The sequence below is a fragment of the Frigoribacterium sp. NBH87 genome (assembly GCF_014217665.1).
Classification (GTDB): domain Bacteria; phylum Actinomycetota; class Actinomycetes; order Actinomycetales; family Microbacteriaceae; genus Frigoribacterium; species Frigoribacterium endophyticum.
This window is the reverse complement of the sequence record NZ_CP043650.1, coordinates 1,121,438-1,139,200: the sequence shown is the minus strand read 5'-3', so window position 1 is coordinate 1,139,200 and position 17,763 is coordinate 1,121,438. Positions and strand designations below refer to the sequence as shown.

Annotated in this window: 16 protein-coding genes; 8 read left to right on the top strand and 8 right to left on the bottom strand. The window is 73.7% G+C overall.

The genetic code is table 11. The features are described 5' to 3' along the window. Window positions 1-68 precede the first annotated feature (68 nt). Entirely contained in the window at window positions 69-962 is an 894-nt protein-coding gene (mca, locus tag F1C15_RS05285) for a mycothiol conjugate amidase Mca (protein WP_185233397.1), read from the top strand. Continuing rightward, the gene (locus F1C15_RS05280; protein WP_185233396.1) at window positions 959-1,297 is read left to right on the top strand and encodes a hypothetical protein; all 339 of its coding nucleotides are present in this window, start codon (window positions 959-961) and stop codon (window positions 1,295-1,297) included. Before mca ends, F1C15_RS05280 begins: the two co-directional genes overlap by 4 nt. Here F1C15_RS05280 and F1C15_RS05275 read toward each other — a convergent pair. Next, window positions 1,294-2,034 carry a hemolysin III family protein gene (locus tag F1C15_RS05275; RefSeq protein ID WP_185233395.1) on the bottom strand — a complete coding sequence of 247 codons (741 nt, stop codon included), beginning with the start codon at window positions 2,032-2,034 and terminating at the stop codon, window positions 1,294-1,296. The two genes, F1C15_RS05280 and F1C15_RS05275, sit on opposite strands and share 4 nt — an antisense overlap. Window positions 2,035-2,117: 83 nt before the next feature. On the opposite strand from F1C15_RS05275, the gene F1C15_RS05270 reads away from it, so the two are divergent. The 4 genes from F1C15_RS05270 to F1C15_RS05255 all read left to right on the top strand — a co-directional run bounded on the left by F1C15_RS05270 (window position 2,118) and on the right by F1C15_RS05255 (window position 6,751). Beyond that, on the top strand, window positions 2,118-2,906 hold the full coding sequence (locus F1C15_RS05270) for an isoprenyl transferase (RefSeq protein ID WP_235491255.1): 789 nt from the start codon (window positions 2,118-2,120) through the stop codon (window positions 2,904-2,906). A 123-nt stretch (window positions 2,907-3,029) separates the two neighbouring features. Then, entirely contained in the window at window positions 3,030-4,157 is a 1,128-nt protein-coding gene (locus F1C15_RS05265) for an aminotransferase class V-fold PLP-dependent enzyme (RefSeq protein ID WP_185233394.1), read from the top strand. A gap of 271 nt (window positions 4,158-4,428) precedes the next feature. Next, entirely contained in the window at window positions 4,429-5,829 is a 1,401-nt protein-coding gene (locus F1C15_RS05260; protein WP_235491254.1) for a PhoH family protein, read from the top strand. 331 nt (window positions 5,830-6,160) lie between these two features. Next, on the top strand, window positions 6,161-6,751 hold the full coding sequence (locus F1C15_RS05255; protein WP_219731569.1) for a prepilin peptidase: 591 nt from the start codon (window positions 6,161-6,163) through the stop codon (window positions 6,749-6,751). A 76-nt stretch (window positions 6,752-6,827) separates the two neighbouring features. Here F1C15_RS05255 and F1C15_RS05250 read toward each other — a convergent pair whose 3' ends face one another. The 5 genes from F1C15_RS05250 to xseA form a co-directional block, all read right to left on the bottom strand. Beyond that, window positions 6,828-8,186, bottom strand: a complete 1,359-nt coding sequence (locus tag F1C15_RS05250; protein WP_255465576.1) for a class II fumarate hydratase — start codon at window positions 8,184-8,186, stop codon at window positions 6,828-6,830. Window positions 8,187-8,287: 101 nt separating this feature from the next. Then, complete coding sequence (locus F1C15_RS05245) at window positions 8,288-8,878, bottom strand: carbonic anhydrase (RefSeq protein ID WP_056058904.1); 591 nt, start codon at window positions 8,876-8,878, stop codon at window positions 8,288-8,290. 68 nt (window positions 8,879-8,946) lie between these two features. After that, window positions 8,947-9,621 (bottom strand): DUF4245 domain-containing protein, encoded by a 675-nt coding sequence (locus F1C15_RS05240; protein ID WP_056056663.1) that lies wholly within the window; start codon window positions 9,619-9,621, stop codon window positions 8,947-8,949. Next, the gene (locus tag F1C15_RS05235; RefSeq protein WP_056056660.1) at window positions 9,618-9,878 is read right to left on the bottom strand and encodes an exodeoxyribonuclease VII small subunit; all 261 of its coding nucleotides are present in this window, start codon (window positions 9,876-9,878) and stop codon (window positions 9,618-9,620) included. Before F1C15_RS05235 ends, F1C15_RS05240 begins: the two co-directional genes overlap by 4 nt. 1 nt (window position 9,879) lies before the next feature. After that, complete coding sequence (gene xseA, locus F1C15_RS05230) at window positions 9,880-11,160, bottom strand: exodeoxyribonuclease VII large subunit (RefSeq protein ID WP_185233390.1); 1,281 nt, start codon at window positions 11,158-11,160, stop codon at window positions 9,880-9,882. A 101-nt stretch (window positions 11,161-11,261) separates the two neighbouring features. On the opposite strand from xseA, the gene F1C15_RS05225 reads away from it, so the two are divergent. Further along, window positions 11,262-12,335 carry a 4-hydroxy-3-methylbut-2-enyl diphosphate reductase gene (locus F1C15_RS05225; protein WP_167259856.1) on the top strand — a complete coding sequence of 358 codons (1,074 nt, stop codon included), beginning with the start codon at window positions 11,262-11,264 and terminating at the stop codon, window positions 12,333-12,335. Next, window positions 12,332-12,940, top strand: coding sequence for a DUF6264 family protein (locus F1C15_RS05220; RefSeq protein WP_185233388.1), 609 nt, complete (start codon window positions 12,332-12,334; stop codon window positions 12,938-12,940). The genes F1C15_RS05225 and F1C15_RS05220 overlap by 4 nt, the downstream gene beginning before the upstream one ends. Before the next feature lie 93 nt (window positions 12,941-13,033). Here the strand turns inward: F1C15_RS05220 and fbaA are convergent, their stop codons facing one another. Further along, on the bottom strand, window positions 13,034-14,062 hold the full coding sequence (fbaA, locus tag F1C15_RS05215; RefSeq protein WP_056056655.1) for a class II fructose-bisphosphate aldolase: 1,029 nt from the start codon (window positions 14,060-14,062) through the stop codon (window positions 13,034-13,036). A gap of 132 nt (window positions 14,063-14,194) precedes the next feature. Further along, on the bottom strand, window positions 14,195-17,695 hold the full coding sequence (locus tag F1C15_RS05210) for an SdrD B-like domain-containing protein (RefSeq protein WP_185233387.1): 3,501 nt from the start codon (window positions 17,693-17,695) through the stop codon (window positions 14,195-14,197). Window positions 17,696-17,763 lie beyond the last annotated feature (68 nt).

Genomic DNA, 17,763 nt, shown 5'->3' with positions numbered 1-17,763 from the left:
CGGGACTCCGTCCGATTATCCTGGTCACAGGGTAGCAACGTCTGCCCTGCACGAATTGCGAGGAACCCGTGACCCTGCGCCTCTTGGCCGTCCACGCCCATCCCGACGACGAGTCCAGCAAGGGCTCGGCGACGTACGCCCACTACCGCAGCCTCGGCGTCGAGGTCCTCGTCGTCAGCTGCACCGGTGGTGAGCAGGGCTCCATCCTCAACGAGCAGCTGGAGGCCCGGCACCACGCCGAGCGCGACATCGCCGGCCTGCGCGTCCACGAGATGCGCGCCGCCCAGGAGGCGATGGGCGTCGACCACGTCTGGCTCGGCTACGCCGACTCCGGGCTGCCGGCCGAGGGCGAGCCGGTCGCCGTGAACTCGTTCGCGACGATCCCGCTCGAGACGAGCGCCGAGCCCCTCGTCGCCGTCATCCGTCGCTTCCGCCCGCAGGTGCTCATCACCTACGACGAGAACGGCGGCTACCCGCACCCCGACCACATCCGCACCCACGAGATCTCGATGGAGGCCTTCCGCGCCGCCGCCGATCCCGCGCGCTACCCGGCGACGGGCGAGCCGTGGTCGATCGAGAAGGTCTACTACGACCGGATGTTCAGCACGGGCCGCATCGAGGCGATGATCAGCCACCTCCGCGAGAGCGATCCGGAGTCGACGCTCATCGAGCGCCTCGGCGAGATGCTCGAGCGCTTCAGCGACCGCCCCGACCTGGCGACCACGAAGGTGCCGGTCTCCGACTTCTTCCCCGTGCGCGACGCCGCCCTCCGTGCCCACGCGAGCCAGGTGCCGCTCGACAGCGCGTTCTTCTTCTGGCCCAACGACCTCCAGGTGCGGGCCTGGCCGACGGAGGACTTCCAGCTGGTCGAGTCGACCGTCGAGTCGACCCTCCCCGAGACCGACCTCTTCGCCGGCGTCGTCGACCCCGACACCGGCCTCGTCGGGACGGAGCGCTCGTGACCGCCCTCGGCGACCTCGCCCTCGGGGCGACCGTGCGCCTCCTCGCGCAGCCCTCCACCCCGTCGCCGACGCTGCCGGCCTCGACCGTGCCCGACGAGGCCGTCACGCCCGGCGTCTGGGGCTTCGTCGCGATCGCGTTCGTGGCGATCGCCACCGTGCTGATCATCGTCGACATGACGCGTCGGGTGCGCCGCACGCGCTACCGCGGCGAGGTCCGCGAGCGCATCGAGGCCGAGCGGGCCGAGGCGAGCCAGGCCGCGGCGGGCCTGGACGAGGAGGCGCGGCCCGGCCAGGGCGACGACGAGCCGTACCGCGAGGGCGGGCCCAGGACCTAGCCGAACGACGGCGCGTTCAGCGCCAGCACGAGGATCCCGCTCCAGTGGCAGAGGTACGCCGCCACCGTGCAGGCGTGGAACAACTCGTGGAAGCCGAAGTGGCCCGGTGCCGGGTTCGGGCGCTTCAGGCCGTAGAACGTCGCGCCGACGATGTAGAGCAGCCCGCCGACCAGCACGAGCACCGTCATCGGCACGCTGGCCGCGACGAGGTCGGGCAGGAACCCCAGCGCGCCGAAGCCCATCAGCACGTAGAGCGGCACGTACAGCCAGCGCGGCGCGTGGATGAAGAAGACCCGGAAGGCGATGCCGAAGGCCGCCGCCGTCCACACGAGCACGAGCAGCAGCTGCGACTTGCCGGGCGGCAGCGCGATGGCCGCGATGGGCGTGTAGGTGCCGGCGATGAGCAGGAAGATGTTCGAGTGGTCGAGCCGCTTGAGGAACATCTTGGCGCCGGGGCTCCACGGGAACCGGTGGTACGTCGCCGAGATGCCGAAGAGCAGCAGCGAGGTCGTCATGAAGACGGCCGAGGCCCACGTCGCGGCGGTGCCGTCGGCGAGCACGACGAGCACCACGCCCGTGGCGATCGCCACCGGGAAGGTCGCGGCGTGGATCCAGCCGCGCCAGGTCGGCTTGCGTTCGATGGACGCGTAGTCGAGGGCGTCGTCGAGGAGGGGCAGGTTCGGGAGGTCGGCGCCGCCGTCCTCGGCCACGCCGTCGCGCGCGGGGGTCGTGCTCATGCCCCCGAGCGTAGGCGAGGGGCCGGGGAGGCGGGGGACGAGGCGCTGGGAATCTCCCGCCGAGCGTGCGTTAACGTAGGCACGTGAAGAACCGTCGGCGCACCCCCCTGGCCGGCGGCGTGCTCTACGGCCTCTACCAGCGTCGGCTCCGCCGCGAGCTCGAGGGCGCGGAGCTGCCGCACCACGTCGCCATGATCGTCGACGGCAACCGGCGGTGGGCCAAGCTCCGCATGCTCGAGACGGCCGCTCACGGCCACCGGGCGGGCGCCGCCAAGATCAGCGAGTTCCTCACCTGGTGCGACGACCTGGGCATCCGGGTGGTGACCCTCTACCTCCTGTCGGCGGACAACCTCGGCAACCGCGCCTCCGACGAGCTCACCGAGCTGTTCGGCATCATCGGCGACGTCGCCGACGAGCTGTCGCGGCAGCGCGACTGGCGGGTGCAGCACGTGGGGTCGACCGACGACCTGCCGCCGTCGCTCCGCGAGTCGCTCTCGCGGGCCCAGACGAGCACCGCCGACCGCGGCGGGCTGCACGTCAACCTCGCCGTCGGGTACGGCGGGCGTCGCGAGATCGCCGACGCCATGCGCAGCATCGTCCGCGAGCACGACGCCGCGGGCGGCACCCTCGACGCGCTCGCCGAGGTGCTCACGCCCGAGCTCATCGCGCAGCACCTCTACACGGGCGGGCAGCCCGACCCCGACCTCGTCATCCGCACCTCGGGCGAGCAGCGGCTCAGCGACTTCATGCTCTGGCAGAGCGCCCACAGCGAGTTCTACTTCGTCGAGGCCTTCTACCCCGACCTCCGCGAGGTCGACTTCCTCCGGGCGGTGCGCGACTTCGCGCTCCGGCACCGGCGGTACGGGAGCTGACGACCGGGCTGTCCTCCCGGCGCTGACCCGCGCCTCCTCCCGGACAGCACGGGGGCCCGAGGGCGACGCGCCAGCGCGTCGCGCACTACCGTAGGAGGCTGACCCCCACCCGAGGAGCCGACCGTGACCACCATCGACGAGTTCGCCGCCGGCTTCGCCGACGAGCCCGGCTACTTCGACTTCGCCAAGTACGGCCCCATCTCGACCCCGGTCGCGGAGGAGCAGCGCGGCCTCGTCGACCTGCAGGCCCGCTCGCGGCACGGCTCCGAGATCGCCCTCGACGAGCAGGCCGGCCGCGTGCGCCGGGCGGTCTCGGCGCTCGTCGGGTTCCCCGCCGACCAGGTCGTCTTCCAGCCCAACACCAGCGAGGGCCTGCTGCACACGATGTTCGGCCTCACCGGGCAGATCGTCCTCTCGGCCCGCGAGTACCCGAGCCTGCCGCTCGCGGTGACCCGCGCCTCCTCGGCCCTGCGGGTGCTCGACCCGGTCTGGATGGACCCGACCTACGGCGCCGTGACGCCCGCCCTCGTGCAGGAGCACCTCACGTCGTCGACCACGGCCGTCGCCGTGAGCGCCGTCGACTACCGCACGGGGTACCTCGCCGATCTCGAGGGCATCCGCCAGGTCATCGGCGACCGCCTGCTGATCGTCGACGCCATCCAGGGCCTCGGCGTCGCCGACCTGCCGTGGTCGCTCGCCGACGTCGTCATGGCCGGCGGCCAGAAGTGGCTCCGCGCCGGCTGGGGCACGGGGTTCCTCGCGCTCAGCGAGCGCGCCGCGACGGAGCTCACCCCGGTCTTCACGGGCGTGGCGGGCTCCGAGCTCGCGCTCGGCGGCCGGTACGACCAGCCGGTGCCCGTCCGGGCCGGCGCGGCCGCGTTCCAGGTCGCGAACCCCGACCCCATCGCGCAGGCCCGGCTCGCCACAGCCGCCGAGGCCGTCACGGCGGTCGGGGTGCCGGCCATCGCGGCGGCGGTCGCCGAGCGCGCCTCCCGGCTGATCGACCTCGCCGACGAGGCCGCGGTGCCCGTCATGTCGTCGCGCGACGAGGCCGAGCGGGCCGGCATCGTCGTGCTCCAGCCCGAGCCGGCGCAGCTGACGACCCTCACCGCCGCGTTCATCAACCACGGCGTCACCGCGACGGTGCGGGACACGACGGTGCGGCTCAGCACCCACGTGTCGAACGACGACGAGTCGTTCGACATGCTGCGGGCGGCGCTGACGTCGTTCGGGAGCGCCGTCACCTACTAGCGGCGACCGGCGCGGGCGACCGGCACCGCGACTCCTCGGGGCCCGCCCTCGCAGCCGTCGTCCAGGTCTCGACCACAGCGTGAGGGTCGTTCACCTGATCGTCACACGACGCGGCGCGTCGCCGTCGACACGGCCGCCGGGCTCGACGTAGGTTCGCATCACCGGGCAAGTCGCCCGGTCGAGGCGGCCACGAAAGTTCGTCCTCGCGTCGCACTCCGGCCGTCTCCGCCGCAAGGGAACGGGTGCCCAGGCACCCGGAGATGGAGTCGTCGTGACCTCGCTGAACGAGCCCCGCACCGAGACCCGGACCGATCAGAGCACCGACCGCGGGCGCGGAAGAGCTGCCGAGAGCCGCGCCGGGGAGGCGCGCGGCACGTCGGTCGCCCAGCGCACGTACGTGCTCGACACCTCCGTCCTCCTCTCCGACCCGCAGGCGGTCTTCCGCTTCGCCGAGCACGACGTCGTCCTGCCCGTCGTGGTGGTCAGCGAGCTCGAGGGCAAGCGGCACGACCCCGAGCTCGGCTACTTCGCGCGGCAGGCGCTGCGGCTGCTCGACGACCTGCGCGTGCAGCACGACCGCCTCGACTTCCCCGTCGCGGTCGGCGACGGCGGGTCGTTCCGGGTCGAGCTGAACCACTCGAACATGTCGGTGCTGCCCTCCGGGCTCCAGCTCGGCGACAACGACTCGCGCATCCTCGCCGTGGCCAGCAACCTCGCCGCCGACGGCCTCGCCGTCACCGTCGTCTCGAAGGACCTGCCCCTGCGCGTCAAGGCGGCGTCGATCGGCCTCGCCGCGGAGGAGTACCGCGCCGAGCAGGTCGTCGACAGCGGGTACACCGGCCAGATGGCGCTCGACGTCTCGAGCGAGCAGATGGCGACCTTCTGGGAGACGGAGCGGCTCAGCTCGCGCGCGCTCGGCGACGTGCCGGTCAACACCGGCGTCGTCGTGCACTCCGACCGCGGCTCGGCCCTCGGCCGCGTGACGGCCCGGGGCGAGGCGCGGCTCGTGCGCGGCGACCGGGACGTGTTCGGCCTGCACGGACGCTCGGCGGAGCAGCGGCTCGCGATCGACCTGCTGCTCGACCCCGAGGTGGGCATCGTCTCGCTCGGCGGCAGCGCGGGCACCGGCAAGTCGGCGCTCGCGCTCTGCGCCGGGCTGGAGGCGGTGCTCGAGAAGCAGCAGCACAAGAAGATCATGGTGTTCCGGCCGCTGTACGCGGTCGGCGGGCAGGACCTCGGCTTCCTGCCCGGCGACGCCGGCGAGAAGATGAACCCCTGGGGCCAGGCGGTGTTCGACACCCTCGGCGCGCTGGTCTCGCAGAACGTCCTCGACGAGATCGTCGAGCGCGGCCTGCTCGAGGTGCTGCCCCTCACGCACATCCGCGGGCGTTCGCTGCACGACGCGTTCGTGATCGTCGACGAGGCCCAGTCTCTCGAGCGCAACGTGCTGCTCACCGTGCTGAGCCGCATCGGGCAGAACTCGCGGGTCGTGCTGACCCACGACGTCGCGCAGCGCGACAACCTGCGGGTCGGCCGCCACGACGGCGTCGCCTCGGTGATCGAGACGCTCAAGGGGCACCCGCTGTTCGGGCACGTCACGCTGACGCGGTCGGAGCGGAGCGCCATCGCGGCGCTCGTCACCGAGCTGCTGGAGTCGAACGAGCTGAGCTGAGCTGAGCCGGGCCGCCGCACCGCCTCCTGCGGGGTGCGGCGGGGCGGTGTCCTCCCCGGCGGGTGGGCGCCCGCCCGCCGGGGCCGACGACGACCCGCCGCGTCGCCGCCGCCGCCGGGGCCGGAGGGCACGGGGGAGGCGCGGGCCGCCTGGTCCTCCCCAGCCCGGTCACGGGGGCCGCGGTCCCCGATCGGCGACCCCGGCGCGCCCGACGGACTCCGCCGCACGGCACCCTCGGCGCATGACGACGCCTCCGGACCCCCCTCCCGCCGCTCTCGCCCCTCCACCGGTGGCCGGGCCTCGTGCGGTGCGCCGGCGCTGGAGCTTGGTCGTGGCCGCCGCCGCGCCTGCCGCGCTCCTGGCGGCCGTGGTGCTGACGTCCTCGCCGCCCCCGGCTCTCGCGGTCGTCGTCGCCGTCGCGCTGCTGGTCACGCCCGGGCTCGTGGTCACCGACCTGGTCTCCCGTCGGCTGCCCGACCGGCTCGTGGCCCCGCTCGCCGCGGCCACGCTCGGGGGCCTGGCGCTCCACGCCGCGACGGGCGCGGGCTCCTGGCCGTCGGTGCTGCAGGGGCTGGCGGTGGGCGTCGCCGTGCTCGTCGCCGGGGGAGCGGTCTCGTGGTGGGGCGGCCTCGGGATGGGCGACGTCAAGCTCGGCGCCGCCCTGGCGACGTCGACGGCCCTCACGGGCACCACGGCCGAGCTGGCGGGGGGAGCGGTGCTCGCGACGGGAAGCGTCGCGGCAGCCTGCGCGGTCGCCGTCGCGGCCCGGCGCGCGCGCAGGGACCGGGGTCCGGGCGAGGCCCGGCCCGCCAGTGCGACGGGCGGCACGAGCCTCGCGCGGGGCGTCCCGCTCGGGCCCGTGCTGCTCGCCGCGTGGTGGGCGACCGTCACGGTGGAGGCGACCGGCGCCTCCACCGTGTGACGGCCCCGATCACCTCGGAGCGCCGCCCGGGGTGCCGACGGCGCCCGGGCCGGGCCCGTCGCGGCCGCGGGGCGAGCTAGCCCGGGTGCGTCATGCTCAGCACGTCGAGGGCGGAGTCGAGCTGCTCCTCCGTCACCTCGCCGCGCTCGACGAAGCCGAGGTCGACGACGGCCTCGCGCACGGTGAGCTTCTGCGCCACGGCGTGCTTCGCGACCTTGGCAGCGGCCTCGTAGCCGATCACGCGGTTGAGGGGCGTGACGATCGCGGGCGACGACTCCGCCAGGGAGCGGGCGTGCTCGACGTTGGCCTCGAGCCCGTCGACGGTCTTGTCGGCGAGGGCGCGCACGCCGTTCGAGAGCAGGCGGATCGACTCGAGGAGCGCCGTCCCCATCACAGGGATGGCGACGTTGAGCTCGAAGGCCCCCGAGGCGCCGGCCCAGGCGATCGTCGCGTCGTTGCCTATCACGCGCGCCGAGACCATGAGCACGGCCTCGGGGATGACCGGGTTGACCTTGCCCGGCATGATCGACGAGCCCGGCTGCAGGTCGGGGACGTGCAGCTCGCCGAGCCCGGCGTTCGGCCCCGAGCCCATCCAGCGGATGTCGTTGTTGATCTTGGTCAGGCTCACCGCGACGACGCGGAGGGCGCCCGAGGCCTCGACGAGCGCGTCGCGCGCACCCTGGGCCTCGAAGTGGTCGAGGGCCTCGGTGACGGGCAGCCCGCTGTCGGCCGCGAGGGCGGCGATGACCCGCTGGGGGAAGCCGACGGGCGTGTTGATGCCCGTGCCGGTCGCGGTGCCGCCGAGCGGCACCTCGGCGACGCGGGGCAGGGTGGCACGCACGCGCTCGACCCCGAGCCGGATCTGGCGGGCGTAGCCGCCGAACTCCTGGCCGAGGGTGACCGGCGTCGCGTCCATCAGGTGGGTGCGGCCCGCCTTGACGACGTCTGCCCACTTGACGGCCTTGCGCTCGAGCGACTCGGCGAGGTGCTCGAGCGAGGGCACGAGCTGCTCGAGCAGAGCGCCCGTGACGGCGACGTGCACCGACGTCGGGAAGACGTCGTTCGACGACTGCGAGGCGTTGACGTGGTCGTTCGGGTGCACCGGGGTGCCGTCGACGCTGCCGGCCAGCGTCGCCAGGACCTCGTTCATGTTCATGTTCGACGAGGTGCCGCTGCCCGTCTGGTAGACGTCGACCGGGAACTGGTCGTGGTGCTCGCCGCCGATCACGGCGTCGGCGGCCGCGACGATCGCGTCGGCGACGGCCGGGGCGACGATGCCCATCTCGCCGTTCACGATCGCGGCCGCGCGCTTGATGCGCGCCAGCGCCACGATCTGCGCCGGCTCGAGGCCGGCCCCCGAGATCGGGAAGTTCTCGACGGCACGCTGGGTCTGGGCGCGGTACAGCGCCGATGCGGGCACCCGCACCTCTCCCATCGTGTCGTGCTCGATGCGGTACTCGGATGTGGTCACGACGTCGTGGTCCCTTCCTGTGGCCCTCGTGGGGCGCTCTCGACCCCGGCTCGCCGGGGGTGGTCTCAGAGGCGGCCGATGACGACCGAGCGGTCGACGCGGCCGTTCGCGAGGTCGTAGTTCGCCCCGACGACGGCCAGCCGCCCCTCGGCGATCGCCGTCGCGACCAGGGCCGAGCGGCCGACCAGCGTCTCGACGGAGGCCTCGATGTGCAGCTTGCCGACCGAGCGGGGGTCGAGCACGGCCCCGGGCTCGAGGTCGATCGTGGCGCGGCGCACCGAGGGCACGATCATGTCGACGAGGTCGCCGAGGAACCGCGACCCGGGAGGCGCGGTGGAGGTCATCGACTCGATGGCCGTCGCGACCGCGCCGCAGCTGTCGTGCCCCAGCACGACGATGAGCGGCACGTTGAGCACCGAGACCGCGTACTCGAGGGAGGCGATGACGGTGTCGCCGACGACCTGGCCGGCGTTCCGCACGACGAAGAGGTCGCCGAGGCCGACGTCGAAGATGATCTCGGCCGCGAGGCGCGAGTCGGCGCAGCCGAAGAGGGCGGCGACGGGCTCCTGGCCGCCGGCCAGCAGCGACCGCCGGTCGCTGTCTTGGTGGGGGTGCTCGGGGCTGTTCGCGACGAAGCGGTCGTTGCCGTCGGCCATGCGCTGCCAGGCCTGGCCGGGGGTCAGGTGCTCGGGGGCGGAGGGCGTGGCGGCGGTCTCGGGGGAGGTCACGATCGGGTGCTCGTCTCGTCGGCGATCTGCTCGGCGAGGGCGGTCGCCAGGGTCTCGAACTCGGTGTCGTCGGCCGTGCCGTGCAGCACGTACGAGCTGCGGTCGACGGTGGTCGTCAGGCTGTAGGCGTAGTTGCCGGGGTCGTCGGCGTCGCGCTGGTCGTAGACCAGCCAGTCGAGCCCGCCGATCGTCGTGGTGCCGTTCGGCACGGCCGTCTGCACGGCGGCGCTGACCCAGGTGTCGTTGGCGTCGATGCCCTGCTCGAGGGCGATGAACTGGTCGGCCGGGGTGATCAGGCCGACGTACCAGGTCGAGACGCCGTCGGCCGTGCCCGTGTCGATCTCGGCACGGTTCGACGACCAGCCGTCGGGCAGGGCGGGGGAGGCGAGCGGCACGTCGACGCTGGCCTCCGACTGCTCGGCGACGCTGCGGTAGTCGATCACCTGGCGGTTGACGGTGCCGCCGGGGCGGACGACCACGAGCACGAGGAACAGCACGATGCCGAGCGACGCGAGGATCGAGAGCGTGAGGTTCTTCGCCGTCTGGTTGGCGTAGTGCTTGCGGGTGTTCTCCGCCTTGCGCCGGGCCGTCTCGTCGGGCGTCTCGGGGCGGCCGAGCTCGGCGACGACGCGGGGCTCCTTCGGGCGTCGGCCCCTGCCCTCGCCGCTCATTCGGCGGTCACCTGGCGGCGAGCGGCCTCGAGGCGCTCGCGGGCGCCCATCAGCCACTCCTCGCAGCGGCGGGCCAGGGCCTCGCCCCTCTCCCACAGGGCCAGCGACCGCTCGAGCGTCGACCCGCCCTGCTCCAGCTCTGCGACGACGCGGACGAGCTCGTCGCGGGCCTGCTCGTAGCTCAGCGACGAGACGTCGGGAGCGGAGTCGGCGCTGGCCGCGGGGGAGTCGGAGGGGGTCGTGGTCACGGGCACCATGCTACCGAGCAGAGCTGACGGCGGGGCCCTGGCCCGCGCCGGCGGGGGAGGGCGACGGGCCTGGGGAGGAGGCGCCGGTGCTGACGGCCCCCACCGCGCCTCCCTCGAGGGTGACGACGAGCTCGACCCCGGCCGGTGCGTCGTGGGGCTCGCGCAGCACGCCGCCGCCCGGCAGCTGCACGATCGAGTAGCCGCGCCTCAGGGTGCCCTGGGGCGAGAGGGCCCGCAGCTGCGCGGTCAGCTCGGACACGCGCGTGTGGGCGCGCTCGACGGCCCGGGCGAGCAGCTCCTCGCCGCGGGCCACGGCCCGCACGACCTCGTCGGCGCGGACGTCGACGAGGGTCTGGGGCGACGCGAGCACCGGGCGGCTGCGGAGCTGCTCGAGCCGGTCGATCTCGGTCGAGACCAGGGAGGTGAGCCGCTGGCCGATGCGGGTGCGGGCCTGCTGCACGCGCTGGAGCTCCTCCGACACGTCGGGCACGACGCGCTTCGCGGCGTCGGTCGGCGTCGAGGCACGGAGGTCGGCGACGTCGTCGAGCAGCGGCCGGTCGGCCTCGTGCCCGATGGCGCTGACCACCGGCGTCGTGCACGCCGCCACGGCGCGCACCAGGCCCTCGTCGCTGAAGCCGAGCAGGTTCTGGAAGTCGCCGCCGCCCCGCGCGACGATGATCACGTCGACCTCGGGGTCGGCGTCGAGCTGCTGCACGGCCGCGGTCACCTCGCCCACCATCCGGTCGCCCTGCACCGCGGCGTGCACGACCCGGAAGGCGACCGACGGCCAGCGCAGCTGCGCGTTGCGCAGGACGTCCTTCTCGGCGTCGCTGTCGCGACCGGTCACCAGGCCGATGCACTGCGGCAGGAAGGGCAGCGGGCGCTTGCGGTCGGCGCCGAAGAGCCCCTCGGCCGTGAGCTGGCGGCGCAGCCGCTCGAGCCGTTCGAGCAGGTCGCCGAGCCCGACGTGGCGCATGTCGAACACCTGCATGGTGAGCGAGCCGCCCTTGACCCAGTAGTTCGGCTTCACCGCGGCGATGACGCGGTCGCCCTGCTTGAGGTCGGCCGGCACCCGAGACTTCACGCTCGACCAGATCGAGAACGAGATCGTGGCGTCCTGCTCGAGGTCCTTGAGCTTGCCGTAGACGTTGCCCCCCGAGACGTTCCACTGCGTGATCTCGCCCTCGACCCACGCCGTGCCGAGGCGGTCGATCCAGTCGCGCACCTTGGCGGCGAGCAGCCCCACGGGCCAGGGGGCCTCGGCGGTCGGCGGCGGGGTGACGATGGTCATGCTGCTCCCGGTGGTCGTGGGTGGTGGTCGGTGCTCGGTCGGCGGCGCGGGGCGTGCCCCGCTCCCAGTGGGTCGGCAGTCGAGCGCCTTACACTCTCCTGGTGGCCCACATCACGAACGGCGCGCTCGCCGTCGACCTCCCGACCCCCCGCGTGCCCGCCGTGCGCAACAGGCTACGGGACACCCCCGTCGCCGGACGCAAGCGCGTGCTGCTCGCCGCTCCCCGCGGCTACTGCGCCGGTGTCGACCGCGCCGTGATCGCCGTCGAGAAGGCCCTCGAGCACTACGGCTCGCCGGTCTACGTCCGCAAGCAGATCGTCCACAACGTCCACGTCGTCTCGACGCTCGAGAGCCAGGGCGCGATCTTCGTCGACGAGGTCGAAGAAGTCCCCGAGGGGTCGCACGTCGTCTTCAGCGCGCACGGCGTCTCGCCGGCGGTGGTGCAGGGCGCGGCCGACCGCGGCCTGCAGGCCATCGACGCTACCTGCCCCCTCGTCACGAAGGTGCACCGCGAGGCGGTCCGCTTCGGGTCGCAGGGCCGCCACATCATCCTCATCGGCCACGCCGGCCACGAGGAGGTCGAGGGCACGATGGGCCACGCCGCCGACCGGACCACCCTCGTGCAGAACCCCGACGAGGTCGACGACCTCGTCGTCGACGACCCCGAGAACCTCGTCTGGCTGTCGCAGACGACCCTCAGCGTCGACGAGACCATGGAGACCGTGCGTCGCCTTCGCGAGCGCTTCCCCTCCATCCAGAACCCCCCGAGCGACGACATCTGCTACGCCACGCAGAACCGTCAGGTCGCCATCAAGAAGGTCTCGGTCGAGGCCGACCTCGTCATCGTCGTGGGCTCGGCCAACAGCTCGAACAGCGTGCGCCTCGTCGAGGTCGCCCTCGAGCACGGGGCCAAGGCCGCGTACCGCGTCGACTACTCGAGCGAGATCAAGCAGGAGTGGCTCGACGGCGTCGAGACCGTCGGCGTCACCTCCGGCGCGTCGGTGCCCGAGGTGCTCGTGAAGGAGGTCCTCGACGACCTGGCCGACGCGGGCTACCTCGACGTCTCCGAGGTCGTCACGGCCCACGAAGACCTCATGTTCTCGCTGCCCAAGGAGCTCCGCACCGACTCCACCGGCGCCGTCGACAGCCGGGCCCTCGGCGGACGGACCCGATGACCGACGAGTCGTCGGCTCCCCGCGACGCCCGTCCCCGCCCGCGGTACGGCGAGTACGCGCCCGAGGGCTGGGTCAGCCCCGTGGCCGACGCGGCCGCAGCGCGGGAGGCAGAGCTGGCGGCGAAGGCCGCTGAGTCGCGGGCCGTGGACGCCAGGCCGGGCGCAGCCCCGGCGACGCAGGCCGCCCCGACGGCGGGCCCGGCGACTCCTGCTGGACTGAGCACGGGGCGCCGGGTGGACCGCATCGCGACGCTCGCGCTGATCGGCCTCGCCGTCTACAACGTGGTGGGCAACGTCGTGCTGGTGCCGAACTTCTCGGCGACCCTGCTCGACCTGCTCCGGCGCAGCGGCTACGACGTCGACACGTTCACGTCGCAGGCGGGCCTGCAGACGGCGGGCGCCGTGATCGCGGTGACCTCGCTGGTCGTCTTCGTCGTGATGCTCTGGTGGTCGCTGCGCCGACTGCGCGCCGGCCGTCTCTCGTTCTTCGTGCCGCTCGCCGCGGGCGTGCTCGTGACCGCCGTGCAGCTCGTGGCCGTCTTCTCGGTGGTGCTCGGCGACGCCGCCTTCGTGCAGTCGGTCATGGACGCGGGCAGCCGGCCCTGATCCCGCCGCCCCGGTCGACCCGCGGCACGGACGTGACGACGCCCCGCCGGCCTGAGCCGACGGGGCGTCGTGACGTCACGGGGGAGTCGCGGGTCAGCTCCCCGACTGGCCGAACGAACCCAGCTGCCGCGTGGCCTCGACGACCCGCGCCGCCATGGCGGACTCGGCGACCTTGCCCCAGGCGCGGGGGTCGTACTGCTTCTTGTTGCCGACCTCGCCGTCGGCCTTGATGAACCCGTCGTAGTTCTTGAGCACGGTGTCGGCGATCGACCGGCTGAAGGCGTACTGCGTGTCGGTGTCGAGGTTCATCTTGACGACGCCGTTCGAGACGGCCTCGGAGATCTCGGCGTCGGACGAGCCCGAGCCGCCGTGGAAGACGAGCTCGAGGGGCTTCTCGGCGGTGCCGAAGCGCTCCTGGATGCCCTGCTGGATCTCGCCGAGCAGCTCGGGGCGGAGCTTGACGTTGCCGGGCTTGTAGACGCCGTGGACGTTGCCGAAGGTGAGGGCGGCGATGTAGCGGCCCTTCTCGCCCAGGCCGAGCGCCTCGACGACGCGGGTCACGTCGCCCACGGTCGTGTAGAGGGCGTCGTTCGTGCCCTCGTGCTGCACGCCGTCCTCCTCGCCGCCGACGACGCCGATCTCGACCTCGAGGATGGCGTTGATGGCGGCCGTGCGCTTCAGCATCTCCTCCGCGATGGAGATGTTCTCGTCGAGGGGGACGGCCGAGCCGTCCCACATGTGCGACTGGAAGAGCGGGTTGCGGCCGGCCTTGACCTCCTCCTCGGAGGCGGCGATCAGCGGGAGGACGAAGCCGTCCAGGGCGTCCTTCGGGCAGTGGTCGGTGTGCAGCGCGACCGTGATCGGGTAGTTCTTGGCGACCTCGGTCGCGAACTTCGCGAAGGCGATCGCCCCGGCGGCGCGGTTCTTGACGGTGTGGCCGGCGAAGTAGTCGGCACCGCCGGTCGTCACCTGGATGATGCCGTCGCTGCCCGCCTCGGTGAGGCCCTGGAGCACCGCGTTGATCGTCTGCGACGACGACACGTTGACGGCGGGGTAAGCGAACCCCTTCTTCTTCGCTCGGTCGAGCATCTCGGCGTACTGCTCGGGGGTGGCGACGGGCATGGCTTCTCCTTCGGTGGTGCGGGTGCGGCTCTGCTCGGCCCAGCCTAGTCAGCGGGCCCGGCGTCGGCCCAGGCCCGGGAGGCGCCGGCGGAGGGTCGACACCCGGGGGTGCCGACCCTCCGCCGGGTCGCCTCAGACTGAGCTCGGCGTGCTGTCGTCCCGCTCCGCGCAGCGTCGACGGGCGAGGAGGACGACGCCCCCGGCGGCGAGGGCGAGCAGGGCGGCCAGCGCCGTCAGGCCGAGCACGAGGGGTGCTCCGGTGAACGCCAGGACGGCGGGTCGGGGCTCCTGCGCCCCGGCCGTCAGGTGCTCCTCCGGGTCGGCCCCGGGGGAGGTCGAGGCGCCGCCCTCGTCGGTCGGCGGGTCGACCACGGGCGGGTCGACCACGGGCGGGTCGACCACGGGGGGCTCGACGACCGGGGGCTCGACGACCGGGGGCTCCACGACGGGCGGCTCGACCGGGTCGGCCAGCGCCCCCGCGTCGACGTGGTCGTGTCGCGAGACGCCCGTGAGCGCACCGCTGGCGTCGAGCACGCGGCTCACCGTCACCACGGCCCGCCCGTCGGCGTCGACGTCGGAGTCGCGCTCGGGGTCGTCGCCGGCCCGGAGGGTCGTCCATCCGCCGGGCACCGCGCCCACGTCGACGCGGTAGTCGCCGGGGCGCAGGCCGGTCGTCGACCAGCGACCGAGCGCGTCGGTCTCGACGGCCCGCGAGACGAGGTCGCCGCGGTCGTCCGTGCCGGTGACCAGCACCGGGTGGCCGGGCCGACCCGGCTCGTCGTCGCCGCGGACGCCGTCCGCGTCGACGTCCGTCCAGACGCGGTGGCCGAGCGTGCCCGCGGCGACCCGGGTGCTGGCCCGGTTCGAGGTCGTGGCCCAGTCGATGCCGGCGACCCGGAGGGCGAAGGTCGACGCCCAGACGTCGGAGTCGGCGGAGTCGTCGGCTCCGGTCAGGACGAGCTCGTGCTCCACCGAGCCGCCGCGTTCGACGGGGCCGTCACGGTGCACGCGCACGGCCGTGACGTCGTCGAGCCCCGTGGGGCAGCCGGCCCGGCCGAGCTCCGCCTCGAGGCACCAGGTGGTGGCGCCTCCCGGCTGGTTCGACCCGTGGGCGGGGTCGGTGTGGACGTCGGCCGAGGGGGCGCCGGTGTAGCTCACGGTCTCGGTGTCGCCGTCCGCCGCCACCGGGGCGACGAGCCGAGGCTGCGTCGCTGCGGTGGTGGTGCCGTCGCCGGGGTGGGGCAGCGTGCTGATCAACGAGCTCGAGGGCAGCGCCTCGGAGCCGACGTTGCGGTACGAGAGCGTGAAGACCACCTCGTCGCCGACGACGTGCACCGGGTGGTCGACGGTCTCCTCCGTGTCGAAGCCGCTGCCGGCGAGCACCTGGAGGGCCCGGTCGGAGGTGCGGAAGGACGGCGCCGACACGTCACGGCTCGACTCGATCGTCGCGCGGTTCAGGGCCTCGACCCCCGCGCGCGTGCTCGTGAAGCGAGCGTCGAACACGAGGGGCGCGATCGTCGCATTGACCTCCACCGGGTCGAAGCGCCAGGTCAGCCGCTGGCGGGCCTCGCCGTCGATCTCGACCTCGTCGACCACCGGCTCCGGCGAGCTCGACCCGGGGACGAACTCGGCGCCGGCGGGGAGGACGTCCCGCACCGTCAGCACCTCGGCCACCCGGTCGTCGCTGGCGTTCGTCACCGACGGGTACAGGGCGTAGCGGACCGTGCCGCCCGCCGTGACGAAGGCGCTCTGGTCGGGGGTGTCGCCGGCGTCGTGGCCGGGGTCGACGACCGCGCTCGTGATGCGGGCGGTGTTGCTGGTCGTCGTGAGGAAGTCCGACCACGGCCCGTTCGCGCTCTCCGCGTCGGCACGGTCGTGGGTCCACTCGCCGTCGGTCGAGGTGCGCATGCTGGAGAAGGTCCGCACGCGGGTGTCGTTCTCGAGCCGCGGGGCGACCGTCAGGTGCACGTTGAAGCCGATGGTCGTCGTGGCCGGGTGGTCGTACGACCAGCGGACGGCGCCGACGGCCGCCGCGCCGCCCTCGACGTCGAGCGGGTCGGCGTGCCACTCCAGGTCGTCGTCGTCGCAGGTCGCGCTGCGGGCCGCCTCCTGGTCGCCGCCGGCGAAGGCCGCGAACTCCGGCCGGCCGGTCGTGCCCACGCTGTTGCTGGCCGCCCACGACCCCGGGGCGTTCTCGCGCAGCGTCTGCACGGTGTTGTCGAAGACGGAGCAGACGACCGTGTCGCCCCACGGGCCCACGCCGCGGTTGTTGAGGCTCGTGCTGCTGAGGATCGACTGGGCGGGGGTGACGTAGGGGAGGTCGTTCTTGCCCGACAACGGGAACGACGCGGAGCGCTCGGCGTCCCAGCCGTAGTAGCGGGTCACGCCCCCGACACCGGCGTTCTGGCTGACGTTCCGGTCGACGGAGTTGTCGTGGTCGGGCTCGGGCTCACCGTCGTAGTTGGCCCGACCGCTGATGGAGGTCGCGGCGACGTCGCGGTAGGTGTTGCGGGCCGTGAAGGACTGGCCGAGCGGCGGGGCCGGGACCCAGAGGCTGACGTAGGCCGAGACGACGTAGGGCACGACGCCGCCGGCGATCTGCCCGCCCGACACGCTGCGGGTCGGCACCGAGGCGAGGCTCGTGTCGGTGCCCCTGACGGTGATCGAGACGGGTTCGCCCGGGGCGGCCTGCTCGCAGGTCACGGTGCCGGAGTCGACGACCGCCCGTTCTCCGCCGCCGACGCCGCCCGGCGCGGCGGCGATCTGGCCGGTGTTCACACCGCAGGCCGGGGCGCCGTCGACCGAGTGGAGCACGGCGGGGCTCGGCGACGAGCCGTACATGCGCGACACGTCGTCGACGAGCGTGATGCCGTCGGCGAGCTGCTCGTAGCCCAGCAGTCCGCCGCCCTCGACGAGCGACTCCCAGTGCACCTGCAGCGGGTAGACGATCGAGAAGCCGGGCGTCGTGCCGTCGGCGCCGAGCGACGGCGAGAACGCCGGCACGGTGCGCGACATCGACACGTCGAAGCGCGGGGCGGCGGAGACGGTGACGGCGGGCGCCGTGACCTCGACCGGCTCCAGCCCGACGGCGTGGGCCTCGACCCCGGCCTCGAGCACGGCCGCGTGCGGCAGCGCCGTCGAGACCGCCGCAACGGCGCTGACCGTCCGGGCACCGCCGGTCAGCGTGCCGAGCTCGCAGCTCAGCACGTCGCCGACGACGGCCGAGCCGGCCGAGCACTCGTCGGGGACCCCGGCCCAGCTGGTGCCCTCGGCGGCCGTGAGGCGCACCCCGCCCGTGGCTGACCCCTCCGAGGTGCCGACGGTGACGGCGTAGACGACGGCGTCGGCCGTGCGGACCACGCCGTTGCGCGGACCGCTGTCGCCGCCGGGCCGGTCGTCGTCGCTGAAGCGCCCGAGGCCGTCCGACGAGACCGCCACGCTGAGCCGGAGCCCGTCGGCGGAGACCTCGGAGCGCTCGCTCGGCAGGGCCGTCGTGGACGGCCCCCCGGGCTCGGGGGGAGGCGGTGAGGAGGCGCGGGCGGGGACCGCGGGGACGGTGGCCGCCGCGATCAGCGCAGCGGCGACGGCGGCTGCCGTCACCCCGCGGGTGAGGGGAGAGGAGAGAGGGGTCAAGGGAGGCCTTCCGGTCGGGCATGCATGCCTCATGCCGGGTGAGAACATATCGCATGACAGCCGTGAGG

Bases quoted from the DNA above. Each gene is read 5' to 3' on its own strand.
- F1C15_RS05250 (WP_255465576.1), bottom strand. From the start codon at position 8,186: ATGGGAGAGGTGCGGGTGCCCGCATCGGCGCTGTACCGCGCCCAGACC.
- fbaA (WP_056056655.1), bottom strand. From the start codon at position 14,062: ATGCCCGTCGCCACCCCCGAGCAGTACGCCGAGATGCTCGACCGAGCG.
- F1C15_RS05240 (WP_056056663.1), bottom strand. From the start codon at position 9,621: ATGAGCGGCGAGGGCAGGGGCCGACGCCCGAAGGAGCCCCGCGTCGTC.
- F1C15_RS05220 (WP_185233388.1), top strand. From the start codon at position 12,332: ATGACCGACGAGTCGTCGGCTCCCCGCGACGCCCGTCCCCGCCCGCGG.
- F1C15_RS05235 (WP_056056660.1), bottom strand. From the start codon at position 9,878: ATGGTGCCCGTGACCACGACCCCCTCCGACTCCCCCGCGGCCAGCGCC.
- xseA (WP_185233390.1), bottom strand. From the start codon at position 11,160: ATGACCATCGTCACCCCGCCGCCGACCGCCGAGGCCCCCTGGCCCGTG.
- F1C15_RS05275 (WP_185233395.1), bottom strand. From the start codon at position 2,034: ATGAGCACGACCCCCGCGCGCGACGGCGTGGCCGAGGACGGCGGCGCC.
- F1C15_RS05245 (WP_056058904.1), bottom strand. From the start codon at position 8,878: ATGGCCGACGGCAACGACCGCTTCGTCGCGAACAGCCCCGAGCACCCC.